The sequence below is a fragment of the Rhizobium sp. SG_E_25_P2 genome, assembly GCF_029892285.1.
Classification (GTDB): Bacteria; Pseudomonadota; Alphaproteobacteria; order Rhizobiales; family Rhizobiaceae; genus Rhizobium_E.
The window spans coordinates 17,402-41,530 of sequence record NZ_JARXVM010000023.1; the positions used below are offsets into that span (position 1 = coordinate 17,402).

The following is a 24,129-nucleotide window of genomic DNA, read 5'->3' on the forward strand; positions in this document are numbered from 1 at the left end:
GGGAGACAAGCCCGGCAAACCGAATTGCGGCGCAATGTCAATGGCCTCCGCCTTTCACCCCGTCGGCGTGGCGGGCAAGGCCCGACAGCGCAAGCACGATGGCCAGCAGCAGCGGCGCACCGATATAGATCGCCTGGTAGCCGGTATGCTCGACCACGAAGCCGAATAGTGTGGGCGCAAACAGCGTGCCGGAATAGCCCATGGCGGTCACGACGGAGAGACCGACGCCCTTGGCCATGCCGGGCAGATTGCCGGCGGCGGAAAAGGCGATCGGCACCAGATTGGCGACGCCGAGACCCGCCAGCGCGAAGCCCGCGACGGCGACATAGGGATGCGGCGCAAAGGCGCCGATCCACATGCCGACGAAGGCGATGGCGCCGGACAGCCGCATGGTCTTGACCGCCCCCAGGCGGTCACGCACCGCATCTCCGCCAAATCGCACGATCATCATCGTGGCGTGGAAGGAGCCTGCAGCCAGCGATGCGACGGTGAGCGTCGCGCCGAGTTCGCGGCTGAGATAGAGCGCGCTCCAGTCGATCACGATGCCTTCCTGCAGCATGGAGAACAGCGCCATGAAGCCGAGTAGCCAGGGCAGGGGGCTTGAGAAAATGCCCGGCCGCGGCAGATCGTCGTGATGGTCTTCCGCATGCGGTCCATCCGGCATCAGCCAGCTGAAGGCAAGCGCCATCACCGCCGCATTGAAGAGCGTGATGATCACGGCGTGCCAAACCGGGCCGAATTGATCAATCAGCGCGCCGCCGGTCGCCGAGCCGATCAGCCCGCCGAGGCTCCAATAGGCGTGGCAGGACGACATGATCGCCCGGCGCATGCGCTTTTCGACTTCGACGGCATTGGCGTTCATCGCCACATCCATCGCACCGGCAAAGCCGCCGAGCAGGAAAACCACCAACGCCGCCGAAGCGAAGTTCGGCATGAATGTGAGGATCAGCATCAGCGGCAGGAATAGAATGGCAAAGGCTATCGCCACCTTGCTGGAGCCGAAACGGGCGATCTGCGCGCCGGCAAGCGGCATGATGGTCACCGAGCCGACGCCGAAGAACAGCAGGAGATAGCCCATCCATTGCGGCGACAGCGACAGGCTTTCGGCAATCACGGGCAGTTTCGGCGACCATGCGCCAATATAGAGGCCGTTGGCGAGAAACAGCAGCGACACGGCGATGCGCTCCTTGGGAAAGGAGCCGGTCAAGGGCGGGGCGGCGATACTGGCTGGCTTGGTCATGAAAATTCCTCCTGGCGCGGCCGGGCCGCGAGATAGCGGTCAGTGTTCGTTTGGATCTATGGGATGCGTCTCAAGGCGAAGACGCCTTGACGAAATGGGCGCCTGATTCGGCAAAGTGCGCGCAGATCTCGTCATCCGCGTCATGTTCGACCACGACCGTGAATCGTTCCGACAGGCTGATGACGGGGAAGGGCGCCGGGCGGCCGAGCTTCTCATTGGTGACGGCGGCGATGACGCCACGGCTGGCCTTGGCCATGGCGCGCTTGAATTCCGCTTCTTCAAGGAAGGATGCGCTGACGCCGGTCTCGATATCCAGGCCGCAGCTTCCGAGAATGCAGAGGTCGGTGCGGTAGGAACTGGCTTCCGCCATGGCTTTCGCGCCAAGGATCGCCCCGGATTTGTGGTCCATGCGGCCGCCGATCAGCGCCACTTCGATATCGGGACGCTCCATCAGCGCTGCGGCGATCAGCGGGGCGTTGGTGATAACTGTCAGGGAAGCGTCGGCCGGCAATTCCCGGGCGATGGCGAGGTTGGCGCTGCCGGCGTCGATGAACAGGCTCGACCCCGGCTTGATCAGTTGCGCCGCCCGCCGCGCGAGGGCCGCCTTGCGGTCGGGCGCGATTTCGATTCGTCGGCTGAGCGGTGGTGGCGCATCGATGGGTAGGGCCCCGCCATAGACGCGACGACAGACCCCCTGCGCGGCCATTTCGCGGAGGTCGCGGCGGACCGTGTCCTCGGATGTCTCGAAGAGTATCGCGAGATCGGCGGCCAGCACGCGGCCTTCCTCCGTCAATTTGCGGAGGATTGCGGCTTGCCGTTCATGCGGAAGATGGTCTGTCATGGTCATGCCTGTCGAATTCGGCATAAACATGCATAATCAGGTGACGGTAGTCAATGGTGTTTACTTGCTTCTTCTAAAGCTTCAATGGCTCGCCGCAGCGCTGTCTTCCGGGGTCGCCGCAGTCTCAAAGGCCGTGTGTTCGGCAGGACGGCCGAACAGATAGCCTTGCCCTTCGGCGCAGCCCCAGCCGCTCAGAAGTTCAAGATCCCTTGCATTTTCAATGCCTTCAGCAGTGCATCGGAGATTGAAGTTCCGTGACAGACCTAAAATGGCGCTGATGATAGCGATGCTGTCATGGCTTTCCCCCATGGATTGCACGAAGGTCTGGTCGATCTTGATCTTGTCGAACTGGCAAACACGGAGATGGTTCAGCGTCGAAGCGCCGGTGCCGAAATCGTCAAGCGCCACCGAGACGCCGGCGGCCCGCAATGCCTCGATATTGGTCTTGGCGGTCATCAGGTCGGTGATCAGCGCGTTTTCGGTGATTTCCACTTCGAGACGCGAGGCGGGAAAATCATGCGCCTCGAGAATGGTCAGCAGTTTCTGGGCGAGATCCCTATCACGCAATTGCACCGGCGACAGATTGACGGAAAGCTGCACATGCGGGGGCCAGAACCGGGCGAGCGCAACCGATTGCGTCAGGATTGCCTCGCAGACCTGCTGCACCAGTCCGGTCTGCTCCGCCACGGGGATGAAGTCGGCGGGGTTGATCATCCCGCGCGTCTTGTGCCGCCAGCGCGCCAGCGCCTCATAGCCGATCACATCGCGCGTCGACAAATCGACGATCGGCTGGAAATAGGGCACGATGTCGCCTGCCTGGAGCGCCAGTCGGAGTTCGCCTTCCATCCAGCTGCGCGCCTGGACTGCGCTTTCCAGCGCGCTTTCATAAACAGCGATCTGGCGGCGACCGCGGCGCTTTGCCTCGTAAAGGGCGATGTCGGCCTGGCGCATGGCTTCGTCGACGCTGTCGGTGTCATCGCCGATCAGCGCAACGCCAACCGAGGCGCCGACGCGCAGGTCGATGTTCTTGTAGTCGAATGGCGCCTGCACGGCCGCGATGACATAGCGCGCGTAATTCAACGCGTCCTGATCGTCGGTCAGAGGCGGGGTGATGGCGGCGAATTCGTCACCGCCGAAACGGGCGACGAGACCGCCGGGGAAATGGCCTTCGATGCGCCCGGCGAAGTCGATCAGGACCTTGTCTCCCGCCGCATGTCCATGGGCGTCGTTGACCGGCTTGAAATGATCGAGATCAATGAGGAACACCGCGCGCTTTTCCGTGACGGGTCTTTCGAACAGAATGCGTTCGGCAAAGCTTTGGAAATTGCGGCGATTGGCGAGACCGGTCAGTTGGTCATGCATGGCGAGCCGCCGCGAATGCAGCTCTGCCTGCTGCTGGCGGCGCAATGCGCTCCGGAGGCGCTGATATTGCACGACGGCGAAGGCCGTGAGGCCGAGGCTGGCGAACAGGCCAAACATCAGTATGGCGTCGAAGGTTTGATGTCCGTCCTCGATCCCGATCTTCGGTCCAAAGGATTTGGTCAGCGGCGCTGACTCCAGGGCGGGTTGAACTGGTGGCGCGGAGGAGAACAACGTCGCGAGATCATGGTGCCATCCCCAGATCAGCGCGAGCATGAAGGATATCAAGGTCGTTCCGCCGATCAGAAGGTTTTCCAACCTCTGTCGGCGCAAAGTGGCGAGGTCTTGATGCGGCTCGTGTTCCACGGCGCGTCCCTTGCAGTCGTTATCTGACGCCGAGAACGCTAGCTGGAAAGCCTTAATTCGGTTTAAATCGACTCAAATTTTAGCGAATAATCCGAATCCTTTTCAGATTCGACGTAAAGAAATCGTTATGTCTCGGCAACCATTCTGGGAGAACAGGGCGCTGAGCGCCCTGTTCGAGATGTCGCGATCAGCCGAAGACGATCAGCAAATCCTTGGCGTCGATCTGGTCGCCGGCCCGGACGAAAATTTCGGCGATTGTCCCATCCCTTTCGGCGTGCAGCGCCGTTTCCATCTTCATGGCTTCGATCGACAGCAGGACATCACCGGCCTTGACCGCCTGGCCGGCGGCAACCGCAACCGCCGACACCACGCCCGGCATTGGCGCGCCGAGATGGGCGGCGTTGCCGGCTTCCGCCTTGCGGCGCACAGCGCCATTGGCGGCGCCCTGGGCTCGGTTCGGAACCTTGATGCGGCGCGGCTGGCCGTTGAGTTCGAAGAACACCGTCACCAGGCCCTTCTGGTTGGTCTCGCCGATCGCCTGATTGAGCACGACCAGGGTCTTGCCCTGCTCGATGTCGGCAAACAGTTCTTCGCCCGGCGGCAGACCGTAGAAGTAGTTCGGCGTCGGCAGAACCGAGACCGGGCCATACTGATCCTGGGCGATGGCGAAATCGGTGAACACCTTGGGATACATCAGATAGGAGGCGAATTCGAAATCGCTGATCTTGCGCTCGAGCTTGGCCTCGATGTCAGCCCGCTCCTTGTCGAGATCGGCGTCGGGCAACAGCGAGCCCGGACGCACCGTATAGGGCTTGTCGCCCTTCAGCGCCTTCTTCTGCAACGCTTCGGGCCAGCCAGACGGCGGCTGACCAAGATCGCCCTTGAGCATGGAGACGACCGATTCCGGAAAGGAGATCTCCTTGCCCGGATCGACGACGTCGGCCACGGTCAAATCCTGGCTGACCATCATCAGCGCCATATCGCCCACAACCTTGGAGGACGGCGTCACTTTGACGATGTCGCCGAACATCTGGTTGGCGTCGGCATAGGCCTGGGCCACCTTGTGCCACTTGGTCTCGAGACCCAGCGAACGGGCCTGCTCCTTGAGATTGGTGAACTGGCCGCCCGGCATTTCATGCAGATAGACTTCGGATGCCGGCCCCTTGAGATCGCTCTCGAAGGCGGCGTACTGGTTGCGCACCGCTTCCCAATAGAAGGAAATACGGCGGATCCAGGCGGGATCGAGACCCGGATCGCGCTCGGTGCCCGAGAGCGCCTCGACGATCGAGCCGAGGCAGGGCTGCGAGGTGTTGCCGGAGAACGCGTCCATGGCCGCATCCACCGCATCGACGCCCGCTTCGACCGCCGCGAGCACGGTGGCGGCCGAGATGCCCGACGTGTCATGGGTGTGGAAATGGATCGGCAGCGACGTCGCCTGCTTGAGTTCGCGGAACAGCACGCGGGCGGCGGCCGGCTTGAGCAGGCCCGCCATGTCCTTGACGGCGATGATATGCGCGCCCGCCTTTTCCAACTGCTTGGCGAGATCGACATAATATTTGAGGTCGTATTTCGGACGCGCGGAATTCAGGATGTCGCCGGTGTAGCAGATCACTGCCTCGCAGAGCTTGTTCTCCTCGATCACCGCGTCCATCGAGACACGCATGTTCTCGACCCAGTTCAGGCAGTCGAACACGCGGAAGAGGTCGATGCCGCCTTTGGCCGCGTTCCGGACGAAGTATTTGACCACATTGTCAGGGTAATTCTTGTAGCCGACGCCGTTGGCGCCGCGCAGCAGCATCTGCAGCAGGAAATTCGGCGCGTTCTGGCGGATCAGCGACAGGCGCTCCCAGGGATCTTCGGTCAGGAAGCGCATGGCGACGTCGAAGGTCGCCCCGCCCCAGCATTCCAGCGAGAACAGGTTCGGCAGCGCCTTGGAGTAAGTGCCGGCGATGGCCGCGATGTCATAGGTGCGCATGCGGGTCGCGAGCAGCGACTGATGGCCGTCGCGCATGGTCGTGTCGGTCATGAGCACGCGCTTCTGGGCGACCATCCAGTCGGCGAATTTCTTCGGGCCGAGTTCGTCGAGCAGTTGCTTGGTGCCCGGCTGTTGCGGCAGATCGCAGAACGGGATCACCGGCGCGGCCGCATCCTTCGGCGGCTTGGCGCGACCCTTCACTTCCGGATGGCCGTTGACCGTGACGTCGGCAATATAGGTCAGAAGCTTGGTGGCGCGGTCCTGGCGCTTGACCTGCTGGAACAGTTCCGGCGTCGTGTCGATGAAGCGCGTCGTATAGCTGTTGCTCTGGAAAGCGGGATGGCTGATGATCGCTTCCAGGAAGGTCAGGTTGGTCGCAACCCCGCGGATGCGGAATTCGCGCAGCGCGCGATGCATGCGGTGGATCGCCTCGATCGGCGTCGGCGCCCAGGCTGTCACCTTTTCCAAGAGCGGATCGTAATAGCGGGTGATGAACGCGCCGGAATAGGCGGTGCCGCCATCGAGACGAATGCCGAAGCCGGTCGCGCCGCGATAGGCGGTGATGCGGCCATAGTCGGGAATGAAATTCTGTTCGGGATCCTCGGTGGTGATGCGGCACTGCAGGGCGTGGCCGTTGAGGTGAATATCCTCCTGCGCCGGCACGCCGGATTCGGGCGTGCCGATGGCGAAGCCATCGAGAATATGGATCTGCGCCTTGACGATATCGATGCCGGTCACCTGCTCGGTGACGGTATGCTCGACCTGGATGCGCGGATTGACCTCGATGAAGTAGAATTTGCCTGTGTCGGCGTCCATCAGATATTCGACGGTGCCTGCGCCGACATAGCTGGTGGCTTCGGCGATCCGGAGCGAATAGGAGGCCAGTTCCTGGCGCTGCGCGTCAGACAGATAGGGCGCGGGCGCGCGCTCGACGACTTTCTGGTTGCGGCGCTGGATCGAGCAATCGCGCTCGAACAGATGCACGACATTGCCATGCGTATCGCCCAGCACCTGGCTTTCAACGTGACGGGCGCGCTCGACCAGCTTTTCGAGATAGACTTCGTCCTTGCCGAAGGCGGCCTTGGCCTCGCGCTTGCCTTCAGTGACTTCGCGCAGCAGATCCTTGGGATCGCGAATGGCGCGCATGCCGCGCCCGCCGCCGCCCCAGGAGGCCTTGAGCATCACCGGATAACCGATGGTTTCAGCCAGCCGCATGATTTCCTGCGGATCATCCGGAAGCGGATCGGTGGCGGGCACCACCGGCACGCCGATGGAAATGGCGAGATTACGGGCCGCAACCTTGTTGCCCAGCTGGCGCATCGTGTCGGGTCTGGGGCCGATGAAGATGATGCCGGCGTCCGCGCAGGCGTCGGCGAATTCCGGGCTTTCCGACAACAGACCGTAGCCGGGATGGATGGCGTCCGCGCCCGACAGCTTGGCGACGCGGATGACTTCGTCGATCGACAGATAGCTCTCAATGGGACCGAGATCCCGCTCCAGATGCGGGCCGCGCCCGACCTGATAGGATTCGTCGGCCTTGAAGCGGTGCAGCGCCAGCTTGTCTTCCTCGGCCCATATGGCCACCGTTTTCAGGCCCAGTTCATTGGCGGCGCGAAAAATGCGGATGGCGATTTCTGAACGATTGGCGACGAGAATCTTCTTGATAGACAAGGCCGAGGTCCCTCCTGACACGGATGTGGTGCACGCCCATGATATCTCTGCCGCGCCGGTGGACCTGTTCAATCAGCGCCGCCGGTTTCCCCTACCGGCGAAGAATTTTGTGCGGAACGGCAGAAAAATGTTGCGCGCGCTAAGTGAGGCTAGCGCGTCGCACACAGAAATTCAATTTGAATTCTCTCAATCGTCAGAAACAATTTAAATCGATTCAGGTAATCAATCCCTGCCGGAAAGCCAGCGCCACCGCATGGTTTCGGTTGCGCGCCTTCAGCTTGGCCTGCAGGCTCGCCACATACCAGTCGACCGTGTTGGAGGAGACGTTCAGAATTGCGCCGATTTCCGGGGATGTCCGGCCCTCGGCGAGATTGTTGAGCGCCTGGATCTCGCGATGGGTCATGGTGATCTCCGCTGTCGGCTGCACGGCAGCGGTCGGCGTCTCGCCGATGAGTTCGAGAAAGCGGATATAGGCGTTCCGGAACGCGGTCTCGAGCAGCGCGACTTCGGCTGGAGAAAGCTCGATATCATCAGGTCCGCCGATCGTAGTGGCGCCGATCAGGCCGGCGCGCGAAAAGACGGGAAATATATAGCCGGAGGTCAGGCCATGCGCCTTGCCGTCCGACATCATCGCCTTCATGCGGCGATAATGTGGATTGTCCGTGTAGGCTTCCACGGCCTGTCGCCAGGAGAAACTGCGATTGGCGCGCAGCAGGAAACGGATCGTCGGGTCCATGACGATATATTTCTTGGCCACGTAACGCTTGACCCATTCAGGCGGCCAATTGGCGGCTACGATGAGTTCCTCAGCATTTTCGATAGGCTTCGGCTGATGAAAAACACAATAATACTTGAAACCGTAAACGTTCAAAATTCGTTCGATCTCGGCGGACAGCAATTCCGAAGAGGGAACTTCGGATATTGTGACGAGAAAATGCATGATCTCGGTGAATCGCAAGTCTTTCTCCGTGCGGATTCGCTTTGTTTTAAAGATTTCTAATCGGCAATCGAATCGAGGAAACCACAATTTTCAATCGGGAGAAACTGCTACTTCTCGCATAGCGCATCGATTCGTATTTTTCGCATAGCGCTATCCCCAGCCTAACCCGCAAAAAAACAACCGCCGACGGAGCCCGTCGGCGGCTGGGTTTGAACTGGAATTTCAGGCTGCGCTGCTGTTAACCCATGCGTTCCGACGCATAGGAGCCCGGGCTTGCCGGAAACACGATCGTCCTGTTGCCGTTCATGAACACGCGGTGATGGATATGGGCGTGAATGGCCCGCGCCAGCACCTGGCTCTCGACGTCGCGGCCGATCGACACATAGTCGGCAGCCGATTGGGCGTGGGTGATGCGGGCAACGTCTTGCTCGATGATCGGACCTTCGTCGAGATCAGCGGTGACGTAATGCGCGGTCGCGCCAATCAGCTTGACGCCGCGTTCGAAGGCCTGCTTGTAGGGGTTGGCGCCCTTGAAGCTCGGCAGGAACGAGTGGTGAATGTTGATGATCCGTCCCGACATCTTCTTGCAGATATCATCCGACAGCACCTGCATGTAGCGGGCGAGCACGATGAGTTCGGCGCCGGACTGCACCACGATATCCATCAGCCGGGCTTCAGCCTCCGGTTTGTTGGCCTTGGTGACCGAGACGTGGTGGAAGGGAATGTCATGATTGACGACCACCTTCTGATAATCGAAGTGGTTTGAGACCACGCCGACGATCTCGATCGGCAGCGCGCCGATCTTCCAGCGATAGAGCAGATCGTTGAGGCAGTGCCCGAAGCGGGACACCATCAACAGAACCTTCATCTTGGCGTCGCCCTCGTGGAATTCCGACACCATCGCGAATTTCGCCTTCACGGGCTCGAAGCCTTCGACGATTTCCTCGATCGTCGCGCCTTCCTGGCTGGTGAAGGTCACGCGCATGAAGAACATGCCGGTTTCCAGATCGTCGAACTGCGAGCTGTCGATGATGTAGCAGCCCTTGTCGGCGAGGAAACCCGAAATCGCCGCCACGATTCCTCGGGTCGAAATGCAGGATACAGTGAGGACATAGCTCTTCATGGGAGGCCTTTCGAACGCCTGTTCTTTGTCTAGTCTGTGCGACGGATCTTTCCAGAATCCGCCAATATCTCCGCCCGGCCCATCTGACAAGTTTGCCCTCGTCACGGCTGGGCCCCCTGTTTGGCTCCGCCAACAGCGCTTACCGGTACGAGGGCAGAATAGGGCTTTTCAAATGTCGCTGTTTGCTGTTTGCGACAGCTGTTTGATGCCGCCCGTCAAATATCAAGCGTGGTTGCTTTTTCCCATTCGGTGAACTGGGCGCAATAGGTGTTCCACTCCTGATGCTTGAGCTTGAGATAGGCTTCCGAGAACGCCTCGCCCAGAGCGCTTTTCAGCACGGTGTCTTTCTCATATTCGCGCAGGGCGTCGAGCAGATTGAGCGGCAGGCGCGGCGCATCCTTGACCAGATGGCCGTCGCGATACATGTCGATATCATAATGCGGGCCGGGATCGGCATTGGTCTTGAGACCGCTGAGGCCGGCGGCGATGATAATCGCCTGCAGAAGATAAGGATTGACCGCGCCATCGGGCAGGCGAAGCTCAAACCGGCCGGGGCCGGGCACGCGCACCATATGGGTGCGGTTGTTGCCGGTCCAGGTGACGGTGTTCGGCGCCCAGGTCGCGCCCGAAATCGTGCGCGGCGCGTTGATGCGCTTATAGGAATTGACGGTCGGATTGGTGACGGCGGCGAGCGCGGAGGCATGCTTCATGATGCCGCCGAGGAAGGTCTTGCCCTTGGCGGACAGGCCGAACGGCATGGCCTTGTCGGCGAATGCATTGGTCTTGCCGTCGAGATCCCAGACCGAGATATGGGCGTGGCAGCCATTGCCGGTCAGGCCCTTGAAGGGCTTCGGCATGAAGGTGGCGCGCAGCCCGTGCTTTTCAGCGACCGACTTGACCATGAACTTGAAGAAGGAGTGCTTGTCGGCGGTCAGCAGCGCGTCGTCATACTCCCAGTTCATCTCGAACTGGCCGTTGGCGTCCTCATGGTCGTTCTGGTAGGGCTTCCAGCCAAGCTCAAGCATGTGATCGCAGATTTCGGCGATCACGTCATAGCGGCGCAACAGCGCCTGCTGGTCGTAGCAGGGCTTTTCCGCCGTGTCGGCGGGATCGGAAATCGCTGCGCCATCCGGCGTGATCAGGAAGAATTCGGGCTCCACGCCGGTCTTGACGCGCAGGCCCAGTTCAGCAGCTTCGGCGACGAGCTTCTTCAGCATCACGCGCGGCGCCTGATCGACAGGCTTGTCGTCCATCACGCAATCGGCGGCGACCCAGGCCACATCCTTCTTCCAGGGCAGCTGGATGGCGGAGGCCGGGTCGGGCATAGCGAAGAGATCGGGATGGGCGGGCGTCAGATCAAGCCAGGTGGCGAAACCGGCAAAGCCTGCGCCATCCTTCTGCATATCGGCGATCGCCTGGGTCGGCACGAGCTTGGCGCGCTGGGCGCCGAACAGGTCCGTATAGCTGATCATGAAATATTTTACGCCGCGCTCCTTGGCCCAGCTTTCGAGATCTGATGTCATGCAAGTTCCCCTATGTGAAGGCTCTCTGGCCCTTAATCCTGCGGCTCGCACCGGACTTCGGTGCGGACCGAATTGGCGATGAAGCATTCCTCATGCGCCAGATGATGCAAATCCTCGATCATCGACGCGTCCGGCGCATTGCCCTCCCAAGCGATGCGGGGCCGGAGCGTCACGAGGCTGACCCAGAAGCGGCCGGCGGCGTTCTTTTCCATCACGCCTTCGGCCACATCTTCATAGCGGTTGACCACCAGTCCCCGCTTTGCCGCGAAGTACAGGAAGGTCATCATATGGCAGGAGGACAGGCTGGCCACGAAGGCCTCTTCCGGATCCACCCCTGCCGGGTCGGAAAAACGGGGCACGACATGCGGCGATGACGAAGCCCTGAGAACCACACCGCCATCGAACGCCCAGGAATGGCCGCGACTGAAGCGGCTGTCCGAAAACACCTCGCTTTTTGCGCGTTCCCAGAGGATCGTGGCGGTGTAGCTCGCCATGTCAGAAACCGGCCTTGCCCGGATACCAGCTGGTGCCAGCCAGCGGCACCTGCGCCATGGCGGCTGCTTCCATCGTCAGCGCGCAGAGATCTTCGGGCTCCAGATTGGTCAGCTTGTTCTTGCCGCAGGCGCGGGCAATCGTCTGGGCTTCCAGGGTCATGACCTTGAGATAGTTGGCCAGGCGACGACCAGCGACGATGGGATCGAGTCGGGCGGCGAGTTCCGGGTCCTGGGTGGTGATGCCGGCGGGATCCTTGCCCTCGTGCCAATCGTCATAGGCGCCGGCGGTCGAGCCGAGCTTCTGATATTCTTCTTCCCAATGCGGATCATTGTCGCCGATGGCGACGAGCGCTGCCGTGCCGATGGCCACGGCGTCAGCGCCCAGCGCCAAGGCTTTCGCCACATCGGCGCCCGAGCGGATGCCGCCCGAAACGATCAGCTGCACCTTGCGATGCATGCCCAAATCCTGCAGCGCCTGAACGGCGGGACGGATGCAGGCGAGCGTCGGCATGCCGACATTCTCGATGAACACGTCCTGGGTGGCGGCGGTGCCGCCCTGCATGCCATCGAGCACGACGACATCGGCGCCGGCTTTGACCGCAAGCGCGGTGTCGTAATAGGGGCGTGCGCCGCCGACCTTGATATAGATCGGCTTTTCCCAATCGGTGATTTCGCGCAGTTCCAGGATCTTGATTTCAAGATCGTCGGGGCCGGTCCAGTCGGGATGACGGCAGGCCGAGCGCTGGTCGATGCCCTTGGGCAGATTGCGCATAGTGGCGACGCGATCGGAAATCTTCTGACCCAGCAGCATGCCGCCGCCGCCGGGCTTGGCGCCCTGGCCGACCACGACTTCGATGGCGTCGGCGCGACGCAAATCCTTTGGGTTCATGCCATAGCGCGAGGGCAGATACTGATAGACCAGCGTCTGCGAATGGCCGCGCTCCTCATCGGTCATGCCGCCATCGCCCGTGGTGGTGGAGGTGCCCGCAAGCGTCGCGCCGCGACCCAAGGCTTCCTTGGCGTTGCCGGACAATGCGCCAAAGCTCATGCCGGCAATGGTGATCGGCGTCTTCAGATGGATCGGCTTCTTTGCGAAACGCGTGCCGAGAACGACCGAGGTGTCGCATTTTTCGCGATAGCCTTCGAGCGGATAGCGCGAGATCGAAGCGCCCAGGAACAACAGGTCGTCGAAATGCGGCACCTTGCGCTTGGCGCCTGCGCCGCGGATATCATAGATGCCGGTCGCGGCCGCGCGGCGGATTTCCGCCAGCGTATAATCGTCGAAGGTCGCAGACTTGCGCGGCGGGGTATAGGGATTGTGATAGCTCATCGTGATCCTCGCCAATCAGTATGCGTCGGCATTGTCGATGTTGAAATTGTAGAGCTTGCGGGCGGAGCCGTAGCGCTTGAACTCTTCCGGCTTGACGTCGGTGACGCCGGCCTTGGCCAGGAGTTCGGCGAGCTTTTCGAGATGCTTGGGCTTCATGGTCTTCTCGATGCAATCGGCGCCCAGGCTTTTGACGGTTCCGCGCACGAACAGCTTCGCCTCATAGAGCGAATCGCCCAGCGCTTCGCCGGCGTCGCCGCAGACCACGAGATGTCCCGACTGGCCCATGAAAGCCGACATATGGCCGATGGAGCCATGCACGACGATGTCGATGCCCTTCATCGAGATGCCGCAGCGCGATGCGGCGTTGCCCTTGATGACCAGTAGACCGCCACGGCCAGTGGCTCCGGCATATTGGCTGGCGTCGCCCTCGATGAAGACGGCGCCGCTCATCATGTTTTCCGCAACGCCCGGGCCGGCCGAGCCGTGCACGGTGACGGTCCCGCCGTCATTCATGCCGGCGCAGTAATAGCCGACCGAGCCCTTGATCTCGACGGTGACGGGACTGTCGATGCCGACAGCCACGGCATGATGGCCGCGCGGATTGATGACTTCGAAATTGGTGTCGTTGGCGCCGGCGGCGAGGCCGTGCAGCGCCTGATTGAGATCGCGCAGCGGCGTTTGCGACAGATCGAATACTGGCATGGATTTCTTACTTTCCTGTCTTGAAGCGCGGACGGGCTCAGGCCGCCTTGTCGTGATCCCAGAAATAGACGGTTGCCGGCTCTGGCTCCCAAACGCGGGCGTTCTCGATACCCGGCAGATTGACGAGCGCGCGGTATTCAGAGCCGAAGGCCACATATTGGTCCGTCTCGGCCATCACGGCGGGCTTGCAGGCGATGGGATCGCGCACCACGCCGAAACCGGACTTGGTGCCGACGACGAAGGTGAAGAAGCCATCGAGATCGTCGAGCGCGCCGGTCAGCGCCTCGCCGAGATCCTTGCCCTTGGCCATTTCGGCGGTCAGATAGGCGGCGGCGACTTCGGAATCGTTCTGGGTTTCGAAGCGCATGCCCTCGCGGATCAGTTCGCGGCGGAGATTGTTGTGGTTGGACAGCGAACCGTTATGCACCAGGCATTGGTCGGCGCCGGTCGAGAAAGGGTGAGCGCCGAGCGTGGTGACCGCGCTTTCGGTGGCCATGCGGGTATGGCCGATGCCATGCGTGCCCTTCATGGCGCGCACGCCAAAACGTGCGACGACATCCTTGGGCAGTCCGACTTCCTTGTAGATCTCGACGCATTCGCCCGAGCCCATCAGCCTGATGTCAGGGCGGATCTCGTTGAGGATCTCGCGCATGCGCGGCAGATCCGCCTGGGCCACCTCGATCACCGCATGCGTGCTCTTGCGCACGACAGAGGCGGTGACGCCAGCCGTGGCGAGATCGGCGTCGAGGCCGGCGAAATCCGTCTCGGGCGAGGCCGATTGTACGGTGATCTTCGCTTTTCCGCTCGCCGCGCCGCCATAGATCGCGATGCCTGCTGAATCAGGGCCGCGATCGGTCATGGTGATCAGCATGTCCGAAAGCAGGGCGCCGAGTTCCGGCTCCAGGCTTTTGTCTTTGATGAAGAGGCCAACTATGCCGCACATGGGTTCATTCTCCAGTTCCTATGTCTGGAGGAATATCACCCACATGAAATTAGTTCAACTGGTATGAAAGAAAATTTACCGGCGTCCGCGCGCTTTTTCCGGGTAGGAAATGATAGAAAGATAACGAGCCGGCAGCTTGACGAGCACTTCCGGCCCGTGCGGCGCGTCAGCGTCGAAAAACAGGCTGTCGCCGGGGGCCATCGGATAGAGCCTGTCGCCATGGCGGTAGTGAACCTCGCCCTCCAGCATATAGAGAAACTCGAGGCCCTCGTGCTGGAAGGTCGGGAAGACATCGGAATCGGTGGTCAGGGTGATCAGATAGGGCTCGACCACCACGCCCGACGTGTTGTTGCCGATATGGCCGAGCAGATTATACTGGTGCCCGGCGCGGGTTCCCCGGCGTTCGAGTTCCACCCCTTCGCCCGCCTTCACGAACATCGCGTTGCGGCTTTCCTCGAAGCGCCGGAAGAAGGCGGTCACCGGCACGCCCAGCGCCTGAGCCAGAGATTGCAACGTGGTGAGCGAAGGCGACGTGTTGCCGTTTTCGATCTTCGACAACATGCCCAGAGAAATTCCGGTCGCGCTGGCGAGATCCGAGCCGGTAATGCCCAGCTTCTTGCGCAATGTCCTGACTTCATGGCCGATGGCCCGTTCAAGATTGTTTTCTCGCGCATCTTCACGCACCGCATGCGGATTTTGAAACGGCAAACCGTCATCGCCGGTTTCGACTGTCGTCATTCCGCGAGCTTTCCGAATTTCCTCAAAGGAAAAATCCTAGCAGGAATACGCCGCCACAGGAAAGAGGGATTCGCTATTTTCGCACGCCGCTCGGACTCTCTCCATAAAGGCGCCGAAAAGCCCGCGAGAATTGCGATGCGCCTGAAAAGCCGCAGGCCAGCGCGATTTCCGCGATCTTCATCGGGCTTTGCCGGAGCAGCGAACGGCCGCGTTCGAGTCGGATGCGCAGATATTCCTGCTGGAAGCTGGAATTGAGATTGGCCGCGAACAGCCGATCGAGATGGCGTTCGGAGACGCCGGCAAGCCGGGCCATTTCCGCGCGGCTGGTCGGTTCCTCCACCGAAGCCTCCATGCGTTCGAGGACGGCGATCAGGCCGGCGTGACGGATGCCGTAGCGCGCCGCAGTCGAGGATCGTTGCGGCCCGGTGGGCGGATCGACGTGGCGGTGCAGGAACCAATCGCTGACCGCTCGGGCGAAATCTGGGCCATGGCGATCCTCGATCAATGCATGCATCAAATCGAGCGGCGCCACGCCGCCGCCGCAGGTGATGCGGTCGCGGTCGATAACGAAGCGGACCCGTTCGGGAATGAGGTCCGGCCAGCGCTCGCTCAGCGCCGCAGCGTGTTCCCAATGCACGGTGAATCGGCGATCGGCGAGCAGGCCGGCCGCCGCCAGCAGGAAGGGGCCTCCCGAAATGCCGCCGAGCGCCAGTCCGGACCGCGCCATTCTGCGCAGAAACCCGACCAGGGCCACGTTGCCGAGATAGCGCGCCGGATCGCCGCCGGCCACGACCAGCAGAAGATCGAGTTCCAGCGCCGAGCGCGGCGGCGGCTCGATGGGCGCCAGCACGCCGACGGAGGATTGGGCCATTTCCGTGTCTGCGCCGAAGAAGCGCATTTCATACAGCGTTTTGCCAGCCAGGAGGTTTGCGGCGCGCAAGGGTTCGACCGCCGAGGCGAAGGACATCAACGCAAAGCCGGGCAGCAGCAGGAAGCCGATCCGGAAGGCGTCGTCGCGATCGTCCCGCCGCGTCATCAGGTGAACCTCGCCGACAGGGCCTCCAGATCGGCGGTCAGCTTTGTGAAGTTCTCGCGCAGCCGCCGCTCCAGCGACACGGCCACGTCTGGATATTCCTCCAGCATGCGATGAAACAGCGCCCTGGAAATGCGGATGACTTCACTCGCCTCCGCCGCCACGGCGGAAAATTGTCGTTCGACTTCCGCCACCATGGCGATTTCCGTTAGCATCGATCCTGGACCCGCTTCGCCGGTCTTGTGCTCGCCGAGCGATGGCGAATAGCGGATGAGGTCGATGCGGCCGGTCGTCACCACATAGGCGCCGTCGGCGGCTTCTCCCTGTCGAAACAGGATGCGCCCGGGTTCGATGCGACGGCGCTCGGCGCCGAAAGCCAGAAGACGCAAATGATCTTCGCTCAGATCCCGGAAGATCGAGAGACGCTGGAACAGCGCGATATCGTCCTTGAGCGCCAAAGCTTATCCTGCCTTACGGAATGATCTTGTAGCCGCCATTCTCGGTCACGAGAATTTCGGCATTGGACGGGTCACGCTCGATTTTCTGGCGCAGTCGGTAAACATGGGTTTCCAGCGTATGCGTGGTGACGCCGGAATTGTAGCCCCAGACTTCTTCCAGCAATTCGTCGCGGCTGACCGATTTCTGGCCGGCGCGGAACAGATAGCGGATGATCGCCGCTTCCTTCTCGGTCAACCGGATTTTCTTGCCGCCTTGATCGGTCAAGAGCTTCTGCGCCGGCTTGAACAGATAGGGGCCGACATTGAAGGTCGCGTCCTCGCTCTGTTCATATTGCCGGAGCTGGGCGCGTATGCGGGCGAGCAGCACCGCGAACCGGAAGGGCTTGGTGACGTAGTCATTGGCGCCAGCCTCGAGGCCCAAGATCGTGTCGGCGTCAGTGTCATGTCCCGTCAGCATGATAATCGGGCTCTTGAAGCCGTTTTTGCGCAACAGTTTCACCGCCTCGCGGCCGTCCATGTCAGGCAGGCCGACATCCATGATCAGGAGATCGATCTGCTCGGACCGCGCGGTATGAACGCCCTTTGCCGCGGTGGCGTCCTCGACGACGCGGAATTCCTCGTAGAGCGACAATTGTTCGACGAGCGCTTCGCGAAGATCCTGGTCGTCATCCACGAGAAGAAGGGTGCGGGCGTTCATGGCGTCGTTCTCTCATTTGCAACGAGTCAATCGATTGGTATGTCAGAATACGCAGCAAGGGCAAGGCCGGGGCGATTCCGCCTCTCCCTAGCTCCGGAAAAAACATCACCTGCAACACAAATCTCTGTGAAAATCGCGCCTGGAGCCGATGATGCCGTCAAAACCGCTCGCAGAAATCATCCTGCGTCCTCAGCCGGGCAATCCGCGCCGGGCGATCCTTCAGGCGGGACCACTCACTTTTTATGCCGCGCTGGGTCGCTCCGGCCGGTCAAGCCGCAAACGCGAGGGCGATGGCGCAACCCCGATCGCCGCAATGCGGATTCTCCACGGCTTCTATCGCCGCGACCATGGCGCGCCGCCGCCGTCCCGCCTGAAACTCATGCCCATCCGGCGCTGGATGTTGTGGTGCGACGCCCCCGGCGACGCCAATTATAACAGGCCCGTCCGCGCGCCGTTCAGGAAAAGCCATGAGCAGATGATGCGGAGCGACGGCCTCTACGACATCTGTCTCGTCCTGGATTGGAATGTGTCGAGCAGAAAGCAGGGGGCGGGTTCCGCCATTTTCTTTCATCTGGCCCGCTCCGGCTATAGTCCCACCGAAGGCTGCGTGGCGATCAGCCGCCGCGACATGGAGCGGCTGCTGCCGTTGATCGGGCCGCAGACCGTGCTGCGCGTGCTCTGATGTCCGGATTTTCGGAAGGCGCTCAGTCCTTCTTGGCGAGCGACTTCGGCCTCATGAATGTCTTGAGACGGCCCTTGCCTGGCTGGATCGCCGCCCAGTCCGCCGCGTCGAAATCGAAGACGGCCAACCCCGCAGTCGGATATTTCTCCAGCAGACGCTCGGCATGCTCGCCTTCGCGGGAGGCCAGCAGCAGGCGGGCGAGATCTTCGAGTCCGGGATTATGGCCGATGATCATCAAGCTGGAAACCGAGGCGTCGGTCTTGCGCAGCACCGCCAACATTGTGTCAGCGCTCGCCTCATAGATCCTGTCGTCGGTCTGCGCGCCGACGACTCCCGGCAGCAGTTTGCGGATCAGGGACCAGGTGTCCTGCGTGCGGCGCGCCGGCGACACCAGCACGACCTCCGGCGCCAGGCGCCGCTTGGCGAGATAGGCGCCCATCAGCGGCGCTGCGCGCCGGCCCCGATCGGCCAGCGGCCTGTTGATGTCGTCGACGCCGTCGGGCCAGGCCGATTTGGCATGGCGCAACAGGATCAAACGTTTGCAGGGCCGGCCCGCCGATCTGGCGGGCGACGTTTCGTCGGGAACCTGGGTCATGGATCGAATGTTCGGCTGCGCCTGAGGTTGGTTTGCGGGAAATAAAGCCTATATCCTGTCGCGTGGCAATGAGGCGCGCGTGCAGATGCTGCGCCTTGTTCCGCGTCCCCGACGGCGGAGTCGATCCGGCGCACAGGTCAGGAGAACCCAATGACACAGAATCCTCTCATCACATTGAACGACGGCGCGCAGATCCCGCAGATCGGCCTGGGCGTCTGGCAGACGCCCAATGACGGCGCAGCCGACGCGGTGCGCACGGCCATCGAGGCCGGTTACCGTCACGTCGATACGGCGGCGATCTATGAAAACGAAGACGGCGTCGGCGATGGTATCCGCCAATCCGGTCTGCCGCGCGGCGAGCTCTTTCTCACCACCAAGCTTTGGAACGACCGGCAAGGTTATGACAGCGCGCTCCGCGCCTTCGACGAGAGCCTGAAGCGTCTCAAGACCGATTATGTCGACCTCTATCTCATCCACTGGCCGTCGCCGCATCGCGGCCACTATGTCGAGGCCTGGAAGGCGCTGGTGCGCTTGAAGGAAGAAGGTCGGGCGCGCTCGATCGGCGTCTCCAACTTTTGCCCCGAGCATCTCGACCGCATCATCATTGAGACCGGTGTGACGCCCGTGCTCAACCAGGTCGAATTGCATCCGGATTTCCAGCAAAAACCGCTGCGCGACAAGCACGCGTCGCTCGGCGTAGCGACCGAGTCCTGGAGCCCGCTCGGCCAGGGCAAATTGCTCGATCATCCCGGGATTGCGGCCATCGCCGCCAAGCATGGCCGCAGCGCCGCCCAGGTGATCATTCGCTGGCATATCCAGTCGGGCCTGATCGTCATCCCGAAGTCGGTGACCCCTAGCCGAATCAGCGAGAACATTCAGATCTTTGATTTCGCGCTTGATGATTCGGACATGACGGTTCTCGCCAGTCTTGATTCGGCTGCCGCGCGCATCGGGCCGGACCCGATGACGGCGACGTTCTGAGAGAGAAAAGGACGGTTTATCGACTGGCGAGCCTGCTTTTCAGGCGGTCTCGCCTCTTTTTTTGGCAACGGGCCGCCTTAGGGCGCATTTTCTAGCCATTCGATCATTGGGAAGCTTGTGCGAAGCAGGAAATCGCGTCAACCACGACCTGCTGCCAACAAGTTGCCTCTTTGTGCGGCGCAAAAAATTTTTGAATGTTGTTGCGAGTGCACAACAGCCGCGGAAATAGATCTTATAGTGCGGAGTGACGTAAGAATAAGACTGAAAATACTTGGATTTTGAACTCAATGTTTGAGTTCAGCCAAATAGTAAGGGGGGCGTCACCTTAAAGGTTAATTTTTGGTGTCAAACATCCCCCGATTTTTGCATTTGCATTTTAGAGATACCTATGCAACTTTCCGCCAGCGTAAACGGCGCTCATGCAGGAAAGGGGGCAACAATGGCCACACTCAAGGGTAATAACAAAGACAACAAGCTGAACGGCGACTTCGGCTCGAACAAAAACGACACGATCTGGGGTCTTGGCGGCAAGGACACCATCAAGGGCAAGACGGGCAACGACAAGCTTGATGGTGGCGACGGCAACGATCAGCTGTTCGGCGATGCTGGCAACGATAAGCTCATCGGCGGCAAGGGCAACGACGTCCTCACCGGCGGCGACGGCAAGGACACGTTCGTGTTCGGCAAGTTGGGCGGCAACGACACGATCACCAAATTCGAACTTGGCAAGGACGTGATCCAGATCGCCAAGGGCGTCAACGGCATCAAGAAGGTTGCCGACGTTCTGAAGTTCGCCAAGGAAACCAAGGGCGGCGACGTCGTGATCAATCTCGGCAAGGATGGCAAGATCACCATCAAGGACGCCGATCTGGCCAAGCTCAAGAAGAATCCGGATAAATTTTTCGACATCGTCTGATCGTCGAATTTTATCAGAGATATGAAAGGGGGCTTTGCCCCCTTTTTTTATAGTTCATGCTTTGTGAGGCTTTTCCGCCGGCATGGGCGCGGGAGATGTGGAGACGAGCGAATGAACATGGCGCATGAAGATGAAAGTGGCGGTTCCGACGAGAAGCAGACGACTCCGCGCAAATTTCTCTTCTTGCCATATTCTGAAGTGTCCACCCTGCTGGACGAGGGCTTCCTGGATCCCGCCTTTTTCCGCCGCCGCTACAATCTGAGCCTTTCCGATGAGGAAGTGCTCGATCATTTCAAATGGAATTCGTCCGGCGATGCGCGGTCCTATTCCGCCAAGATGAATGTCCGCGCCTATCTGGACGCCTACCCGGATGTGGAGGAATCCGGCGTTTCGCCGATCCTTCACTATATCCGTCACGGCCGCAAGAATGGCTATGACATCGTCGCCCATCCGGAATCGGAACAGCAAGGCTCCATGCCGTTGCGCCTCGGCGACAAGGGTCTCAAACGTCTGATTTCCGCGGGCCAAATCGATGCGAGCTATTACCGAGCCCGCTATGGCGCTGAGATCTCCGACAAGGAAGTCATTCGGCATTTCCTCAACAGGTCGACTTATGACGGCCGGTCGTATTCAGACAAGTTTGACGCTATCGGATATCTGCGTTCCAATCCGGATGTTATAGCTGAAGAGTACTCTCCACTCTGGCATTATGCGGCGTATGGCAAGGATCAGGAGCGCGCCATCGACGCGAAATGGCGGGACTTCAGCTGGATTCCCGAAGATGTCGAATATGTCGCGCCGGATATTCCGTGTGAGGCGACAGAGTCTCCGACGATTGCGATCCATCTGCATATCTTCTATCGCGACTATCTGAACCGGTTTCTCGCGCTGTTGAGCAATGTTCGCTTCGAGTTCGACTTGCTGATTTCCACGCCTTTTGAAGACATCGAAGACGCCAGTCATGCGTTTTATGATCTGCCAAATGTGCGTCGGGTCGATTGCCGGGTTGGGGAAAACCGCGGTCGGAACTTTGGGCCGTTTCTGGTCGATTTTCGCGAAGACCTTCAAGACTATGATTTTGTTCTTCATCTTCATTCAAAGAAATCACTCTATTCCGGTGATGAACAGGCGGGATGGGCGAGCTTCGCGCAAACCTTCCTGTTGGGAGACCATCACGTTGTTTATCGTCATCTTCAGATCATGCGGGCCGATCCGACGATTGGACTTCTCGCGCTTACGCCGTTCTACAAGCTTCCGCATTGGGCAAACCACACGCTGAAGAATCGGGACACTGTGCGGGATCTGGCCGGGCGTCTTGATTTTGAACCGGAACTTGGGTTCCACAGCTATCCGGTCGGCGGCATGTTCTGGATGCGTCCGTCGGCGATGAAGGCCATGCTGGAATACCCTTGGAGCTATTCGGACTTCCCCGCTGAGGATGGTCAGACCGATGGCGCTCTGCAACACTCTCTGGAGCGCTGCACAGGTTCTATCTGCCGCGCTGGCGGCTCAAATGTGCTCTACTACGAGCCTTGGTCGAACCGCTATGCGCTCAATCGATATGACGAACTCGCTGTCTACAAGAAGGAGAGCAAAGCCAGCCTCGTTCGCCTCGCGCCACATTTCGAGGTCGTATCGAGCGACGTGTTCGATACGCTCGTCTATCGACGGAGCATGGATGTTGAGATCGGGAAACGCGCGGTCGGCCTGCGTCTCGTCAATGAAGGCCTGATCGACTCCATCGACAACTTCGTGACCCTGCGCAACAAGACGGAACTGGAACTGCGGGTTGCAGGCAATTTTGTTGGTGATGTCGAACTTGAGCAAGTCTATCGCCGGCTCGCCATAATATTGGACGCTGGGCATCTCGATCTGGAGGAATTTTGCGATCTTGAATTCGAGGCGGATCTTGCCGATCAGAGACCACGCCTTGCGGTCGTGGACGCGCTGAACGAGATCGGACGCCGCACGAGGCTGATCTTCACAAGCGATTCCTATTACAGCAAGGAGCAGATACGCAGGCTGATTGCACGGGCGGGCATTCATGCGCCCCACGAGATATTCGTGTCATCCGCGTTGCAGGCGCGCAAGGACAATGGGCGGATCTGGGCGCATATCGCCCGCATTCTGGATGTGGAGAGGGACCGAATTTTGCATATCGGCGACAACATCGTATCCGATATCCAGATCGCCACGGAGAATGGGCTGGCCACCTTTATTGTTATGCATCCTATGGACAAATTCGGCGCCTGCATGGACCGCGGCATCGATCTCGACGCCTTCAGCGCCCCAATGCGGGCGCATTGGTTGAGAATGGCCGAGGCGATCGGTTGCGATCCTTTTTTTGAACACGGGACCATGATCCATGTTGACTGACGAAAGCTTGCAGGATCTGGAAAACTACTTTGTTTTTTCTCTGTCGCCGCTGCTCAACACCTGGTTCGCGGCGTTGACGGTGCAGGCCGAGCTTTTGTCGGACAAGACGGGCGAGCAGCCGACGATCTTCTTCATCTCGCGCGAAGGCCAATTCCTGTCGCGTGCGTTTGCTGCGTTTTGCCGAACTCGTCGACTGTCCCTGCGTTCACGTCCGTTGATCGCATCTCGAACATTGTTGATGAAACTGGTGTTTGCGGAGGCAAGCGCAGATCTCGCCGAAAGATTGACCTATCGTGGTTCTTTCGCCGGATTTTTCAGCGATCGCTTGTCGATGACTTCAGATCAGCTTGCCGGAATCGGCGTCACTCCGGCGATCGCGCTTGGTGATTTGACGCTGCCCCGGGATTCGGCTTGGCTGGCGCATATGCTCGAGAAGCAGGCTCCCGGTTTTCGTGACTTCCTGAAGGGCCGCCGCGAGGCCTATTGTACATATCTGCGGGAGTCCGGCTATTTCAACGGCCCCAGACTGATTGCCGATGTCGGCTACAGTGGAACGATCCAGAAACTCCTGCTGCGGCTCACAGGACTGCCGAGCGCTGGCTATTACTGTATCGGCACCAATGCGCTGACGGATGAGCAGTCTGCCGCCGACGGCAACCGGGACGCGCTTTTCGCGCGCCAGGGAAAATTTGGGGATGGCAATCCGCTTCTGGACAGCACATTGATCTTCGAAGTGTTGATGTCGGCCGACTATGGTCAGGTCGACGATATCGTGCCGATGGCGTCCGCGCCGGGCTATCGCTTCGAGTTTGGCGCCAAAAGCCGGTCGCAACATCTTTTCCCCCTGCTGTCTCTCGGGCAAGACGCCGTCTGTCGCGAAATTGAGCGAAGCGGCGACATCGAGCTTCGCGACCTGCTGTCTGACGACTACAAGGAAAATGTCCGTGTCCTGCTGCTCGCGCTGCTGGGCAATCGTCAGTTGGCGCCCGCGCTGGTCCAGCAGATTTCTCAGGTTGACGATCGCATGGGCGGCGAAGGCTTTATCAACCCCTGGACTGCGTTGCCGCCTCTGAGAAGAAAAAGAGTAGTCGGCGACAAGGCGTAAGCATCTCGCAGTGCTGGGGACTGAAATCATCTCAGGCCAAC

Annotated in this window: 22 protein-coding genes; 5 read left to right on the plus strand and 17 right to left on the minus strand. The window is 60.5% G+C overall.

The annotated features are described in order from the left end of the window. Nucleotides 1-37 precede the first annotated feature (37 nt). The 15 genes from M2360_RS23950 to M2360_RS24020 form a co-directional block, all read right to left on the minus strand. Nucleotides 38-1,240, minus strand: a complete 1,203-nt coding sequence (locus M2360_RS23950; protein ID WP_280777911.1) for an MFS transporter — start codon at nucleotides 1,238-1,240, stop codon at nucleotides 38-40. A 70-nt stretch (nucleotides 1,241-1,310) separates the two neighbouring features. Continuing rightward, complete coding sequence (locus tag M2360_RS23955) at nucleotides 1,311-2,081, minus strand: DeoR/GlpR family DNA-binding transcription regulator (RefSeq protein WP_280777912.1); 771 nt, start codon at nucleotides 2,079-2,081, stop codon at nucleotides 1,311-1,313. An 81-nt stretch (nucleotides 2,082-2,162) separates the two neighbouring features. Then, complete coding sequence (locus M2360_RS23960; RefSeq protein WP_280777913.1) at nucleotides 2,163-3,806, minus strand: EAL domain-containing protein; 1,644 nt, start codon at nucleotides 3,804-3,806, stop codon at nucleotides 2,163-2,165. A 187-nt stretch (nucleotides 3,807-3,993) separates the two neighbouring features. Beyond that, nucleotides 3,994-7,452 (minus strand): pyruvate carboxylase, encoded by a 3,459-nt coding sequence (gene pyc, locus M2360_RS23965; protein WP_280777914.1) that lies wholly within the window; start codon nucleotides 7,450-7,452, stop codon nucleotides 3,994-3,996. Nucleotides 7,453-7,666: 214 nt separating this feature from the next. Further along, nucleotides 7,667-8,410: a LuxR family transcriptional regulator gene (locus tag M2360_RS23970; RefSeq protein ID WP_280777915.1), complete on the minus strand. Its 744-nt coding sequence runs from the start codon at nucleotides 8,408-8,410 to the stop codon at nucleotides 7,667-7,669. A 220-nt stretch (nucleotides 8,411-8,630) separates the two neighbouring features. Next, nucleotides 8,631-9,515, minus strand: a complete 885-nt coding sequence (gene purU, locus M2360_RS23975) for a formyltetrahydrofolate deformylase (RefSeq protein ID WP_280777916.1) — start codon at nucleotides 9,513-9,515, stop codon at nucleotides 8,631-8,633. Nucleotides 9,516-9,730: 215 nt separating this feature from the next. Then, complete coding sequence (gene glnT / locus M2360_RS23980) at nucleotides 9,731-11,038, minus strand: type III glutamate--ammonia ligase (protein WP_280777917.1); 1,308 nt, start codon at nucleotides 11,036-11,038, stop codon at nucleotides 9,731-9,733. A gap of 32 nt (nucleotides 11,039-11,070) precedes the next feature. Then, complete coding sequence (locus M2360_RS23985) at nucleotides 11,071-11,532, minus strand: OsmC family protein (protein ID WP_280777918.1); 462 nt, start codon at nucleotides 11,530-11,532, stop codon at nucleotides 11,071-11,073. A gap of 1 nt (nucleotide 11,533) precedes the next feature. Further along, nucleotides 11,534-12,862, minus strand: a complete 1,329-nt coding sequence (locus tag M2360_RS23990) for a glutamate synthase-related protein (RefSeq protein ID WP_280777919.1) — start codon at nucleotides 12,860-12,862, stop codon at nucleotides 11,534-11,536. Nucleotides 12,863-12,877: 15 nt separating this feature from the next. Next, nucleotides 12,878-13,564: a GXGXG domain-containing protein gene (locus tag M2360_RS23995; protein WP_280777920.1), complete on the minus strand. Its 687-nt coding sequence runs from the start codon at nucleotides 13,562-13,564 to the stop codon at nucleotides 12,878-12,880. A 37-nt stretch (nucleotides 13,565-13,601) separates the two neighbouring features. After that, entirely contained in the window at nucleotides 13,602-14,507 is a 906-nt protein-coding gene (locus tag M2360_RS24000) for a glutamine amidotransferase family protein (protein WP_280777921.1), read from the minus strand. Nucleotides 14,508-14,582: 75 nt separating this feature from the next. Further along, a complete protein-coding gene (locus M2360_RS24005) occupies nucleotides 14,583-15,245 on the minus strand; it encodes an XRE family transcriptional regulator (protein ID WP_280777922.1) in 663 nt (220 codons plus the stop codon). Nucleotides 15,246-15,318: 73 nt separating this feature from the next. Next, nucleotides 15,319-16,281 (minus strand): GlxA family transcriptional regulator, encoded by a 963-nt coding sequence (locus tag M2360_RS24010; protein WP_280777923.1) that lies wholly within the window; start codon nucleotides 16,279-16,281, stop codon nucleotides 15,319-15,321. Continuing rightward, nucleotides 16,281-16,736 (minus strand): cyclic nucleotide-binding domain-containing protein, encoded by a 456-nt coding sequence (locus M2360_RS24015; RefSeq protein WP_280777924.1) that lies wholly within the window; start codon nucleotides 16,734-16,736, stop codon nucleotides 16,281-16,283. The genes M2360_RS24010 and M2360_RS24015 overlap by 1 nt, the downstream gene beginning before the upstream one ends. 13 nt (nucleotides 16,737-16,749) lie before the next feature. Then, complete coding sequence (locus M2360_RS24020; RefSeq protein WP_280777925.1) at nucleotides 16,750-17,433, minus strand: response regulator transcription factor; 684 nt, start codon at nucleotides 17,431-17,433, stop codon at nucleotides 16,750-16,752. A gap of 148 nt (nucleotides 17,434-17,581) precedes the next feature. Here M2360_RS24020 and M2360_RS24025 point away from each other — a divergent pair, with 148 nt between their 5' ends. Further along, complete coding sequence (locus M2360_RS24025) at nucleotides 17,582-18,115, plus strand: L,D-transpeptidase family protein (RefSeq protein ID WP_280777926.1); 534 nt, start codon at nucleotides 17,582-17,584, stop codon at nucleotides 18,113-18,115. A 22-nt stretch (nucleotides 18,116-18,137) separates the two neighbouring features. Here the strand turns inward: M2360_RS24025 and M2360_RS24030 are convergent, their stop codons facing one another. Next, nucleotides 18,138-18,710 carry a histidine phosphatase family protein gene (locus M2360_RS24030; protein WP_280777927.1) on the minus strand — a complete coding sequence of 191 codons (573 nt, stop codon included), beginning with the start codon at nucleotides 18,708-18,710 and terminating at the stop codon, nucleotides 18,138-18,140. A gap of 150 nt (nucleotides 18,711-18,860) precedes the next feature. Here M2360_RS24030 and M2360_RS24035 point away from each other — a divergent pair, with 150 nt between their 5' ends. Further along, nucleotides 18,861-19,691: an aldo/keto reductase gene (locus M2360_RS24035; RefSeq protein WP_280777928.1), complete on the plus strand. Its 831-nt coding sequence runs from the start codon at nucleotides 18,861-18,863 to the stop codon at nucleotides 19,689-19,691. A gap of 439 nt (nucleotides 19,692-20,130) precedes the next feature. Then, a complete protein-coding gene (locus M2360_RS24040) occupies nucleotides 20,131-20,607 on the plus strand; it encodes a calcium-binding protein (protein WP_280777929.1) in 477 nt (158 codons plus the stop codon). A gap of 54 nt (nucleotides 20,608-20,661) precedes the next feature. On the opposite strand, the gene M2360_RS24045 is transcribed toward M2360_RS24040, so the two are convergent. Then, on the minus strand, nucleotides 20,662-21,057 hold the full coding sequence (locus M2360_RS24045) for a hypothetical protein (protein ID WP_280777930.1): 396 nt from the start codon (nucleotides 21,055-21,057) through the stop codon (nucleotides 20,662-20,664). Nucleotides 21,058-21,081: 24 nt separating this feature from the next. Here M2360_RS24045 and M2360_RS24050 point away from each other — a divergent pair, with 24 nt between their 5' ends. After that, nucleotides 21,082-22,983: a rhamnan synthesis F family protein gene (locus M2360_RS24050; RefSeq protein WP_280777931.1), complete on the plus strand. Its 1,902-nt coding sequence runs from the start codon at nucleotides 21,082-21,084 to the stop codon at nucleotides 22,981-22,983. Beyond that, nucleotides 22,973-24,088, plus strand: coding sequence for a hypothetical protein (locus M2360_RS24055; protein WP_280777932.1), 1,116 nt, complete (start codon nucleotides 22,973-22,975; stop codon nucleotides 24,086-24,088). Before M2360_RS24050 ends, M2360_RS24055 begins: the two co-directional genes overlap by 11 nt. Nucleotides 24,089-24,129: the final 41 nt, after the last annotated feature.

Bases quoted from the DNA above. Each gene is read 5' to 3' on its own strand.
- M2360_RS23950 (WP_280777911.1), bottom strand. From the start codon at position 1,240: ATGACCAAGCCAGCCAGTATCGCCGCCCCGCCCTTGACCGGCTCCTTT.
- M2360_RS23955 (WP_280777912.1), bottom strand. From the start codon at position 2,081: ATGACAGACCATCTTCCGCATGAACGGCAAGCCGCAATCCTCCGCAAA.
- purU (WP_280777916.1), bottom strand. From the start codon at position 9,515: ATGAAGAGCTATGTCCTCACTGTATCCTGCATTTCGACCCGAGGAATC.
- glnT (WP_280777917.1), bottom strand. From the start codon at position 11,038: ATGACATCAGATCTCGAAAGCTGGGCCAAGGAGCGCGGCGTAAAATAT.
- M2360_RS23985 (WP_280777918.1), bottom strand. From the start codon at position 11,532: ATGGCGAGCTACACCGCCACGATCCTCTGGGAACGCGCAAAAAGCGAG.
- M2360_RS23990 (WP_280777919.1), bottom strand. From the start codon at position 12,862: ATGAGCTATCACAATCCCTATACCCCGCCGCGCAAGTCTGCGACCTTC.
- M2360_RS23995 (WP_280777920.1), bottom strand. From the start codon at position 13,564: ATGCCAGTATTCGATCTGTCGCAAACGCCGCTGCGCGATCTCAATCAG.
- M2360_RS24000 (WP_280777921.1), bottom strand. From the start codon at position 14,507: ATGTGCGGCATAGTTGGCCTCTTCATCAAAGACAAAAGCCTGGAGCCG.
- M2360_RS24005 (WP_280777922.1), bottom strand. From the start codon at position 15,245: ATGACGACAGTCGAAACCGGCGATGACGGTTTGCCGTTTCAAAATCCG.
- M2360_RS24010 (WP_280777923.1), bottom strand. From the start codon at position 16,281: ATGACGCGGCGGGACGATCGCGACGACGCCTTCCGGATCGGCTTCCTG.
- M2360_RS24020 (WP_280777925.1), bottom strand. From the start codon at position 17,433: ATGAACGCCCGCACCCTTCTTCTCGTGGATGACGACCAGGATCTTCGC.
- M2360_RS24025 (WP_280777926.1), top strand. From the start codon at position 17,582: ATGATGCCGTCAAAACCGCTCGCAGAAATCATCCTGCGTCCTCAGCCG.
- M2360_RS24030 (WP_280777927.1), bottom strand. From the start codon at position 18,710: ATGACCCAGGTTCCCGACGAAACGTCGCCCGCCAGATCGGCGGGCCGG.
- M2360_RS24035 (WP_280777928.1), top strand. From the start codon at position 18,861: ATGACACAGAATCCTCTCATCACATTGAACGACGGCGCGCAGATCCCG.
- M2360_RS24040 (WP_280777929.1), top strand. From the start codon at position 20,131: ATGGCCACACTCAAGGGTAATAACAAAGACAACAAGCTGAACGGCGAC.
- M2360_RS24045 (WP_280777930.1), bottom strand. From the start codon at position 21,057: ATGGGCGACGATGTCATAGCCATTCTTGCGGCCGTGACGGATATAGTG.
- M2360_RS24050 (WP_280777931.1), top strand. From the start codon at position 21,082: ATGCCGTTGCGCCTCGGCGACAAGGGTCTCAAACGTCTGATTTCCGCG.
- M2360_RS24055 (WP_280777932.1), top strand. From the start codon at position 22,973: ATGTTGACTGACGAAAGCTTGCAGGATCTGGAAAACTACTTTGTTTTT.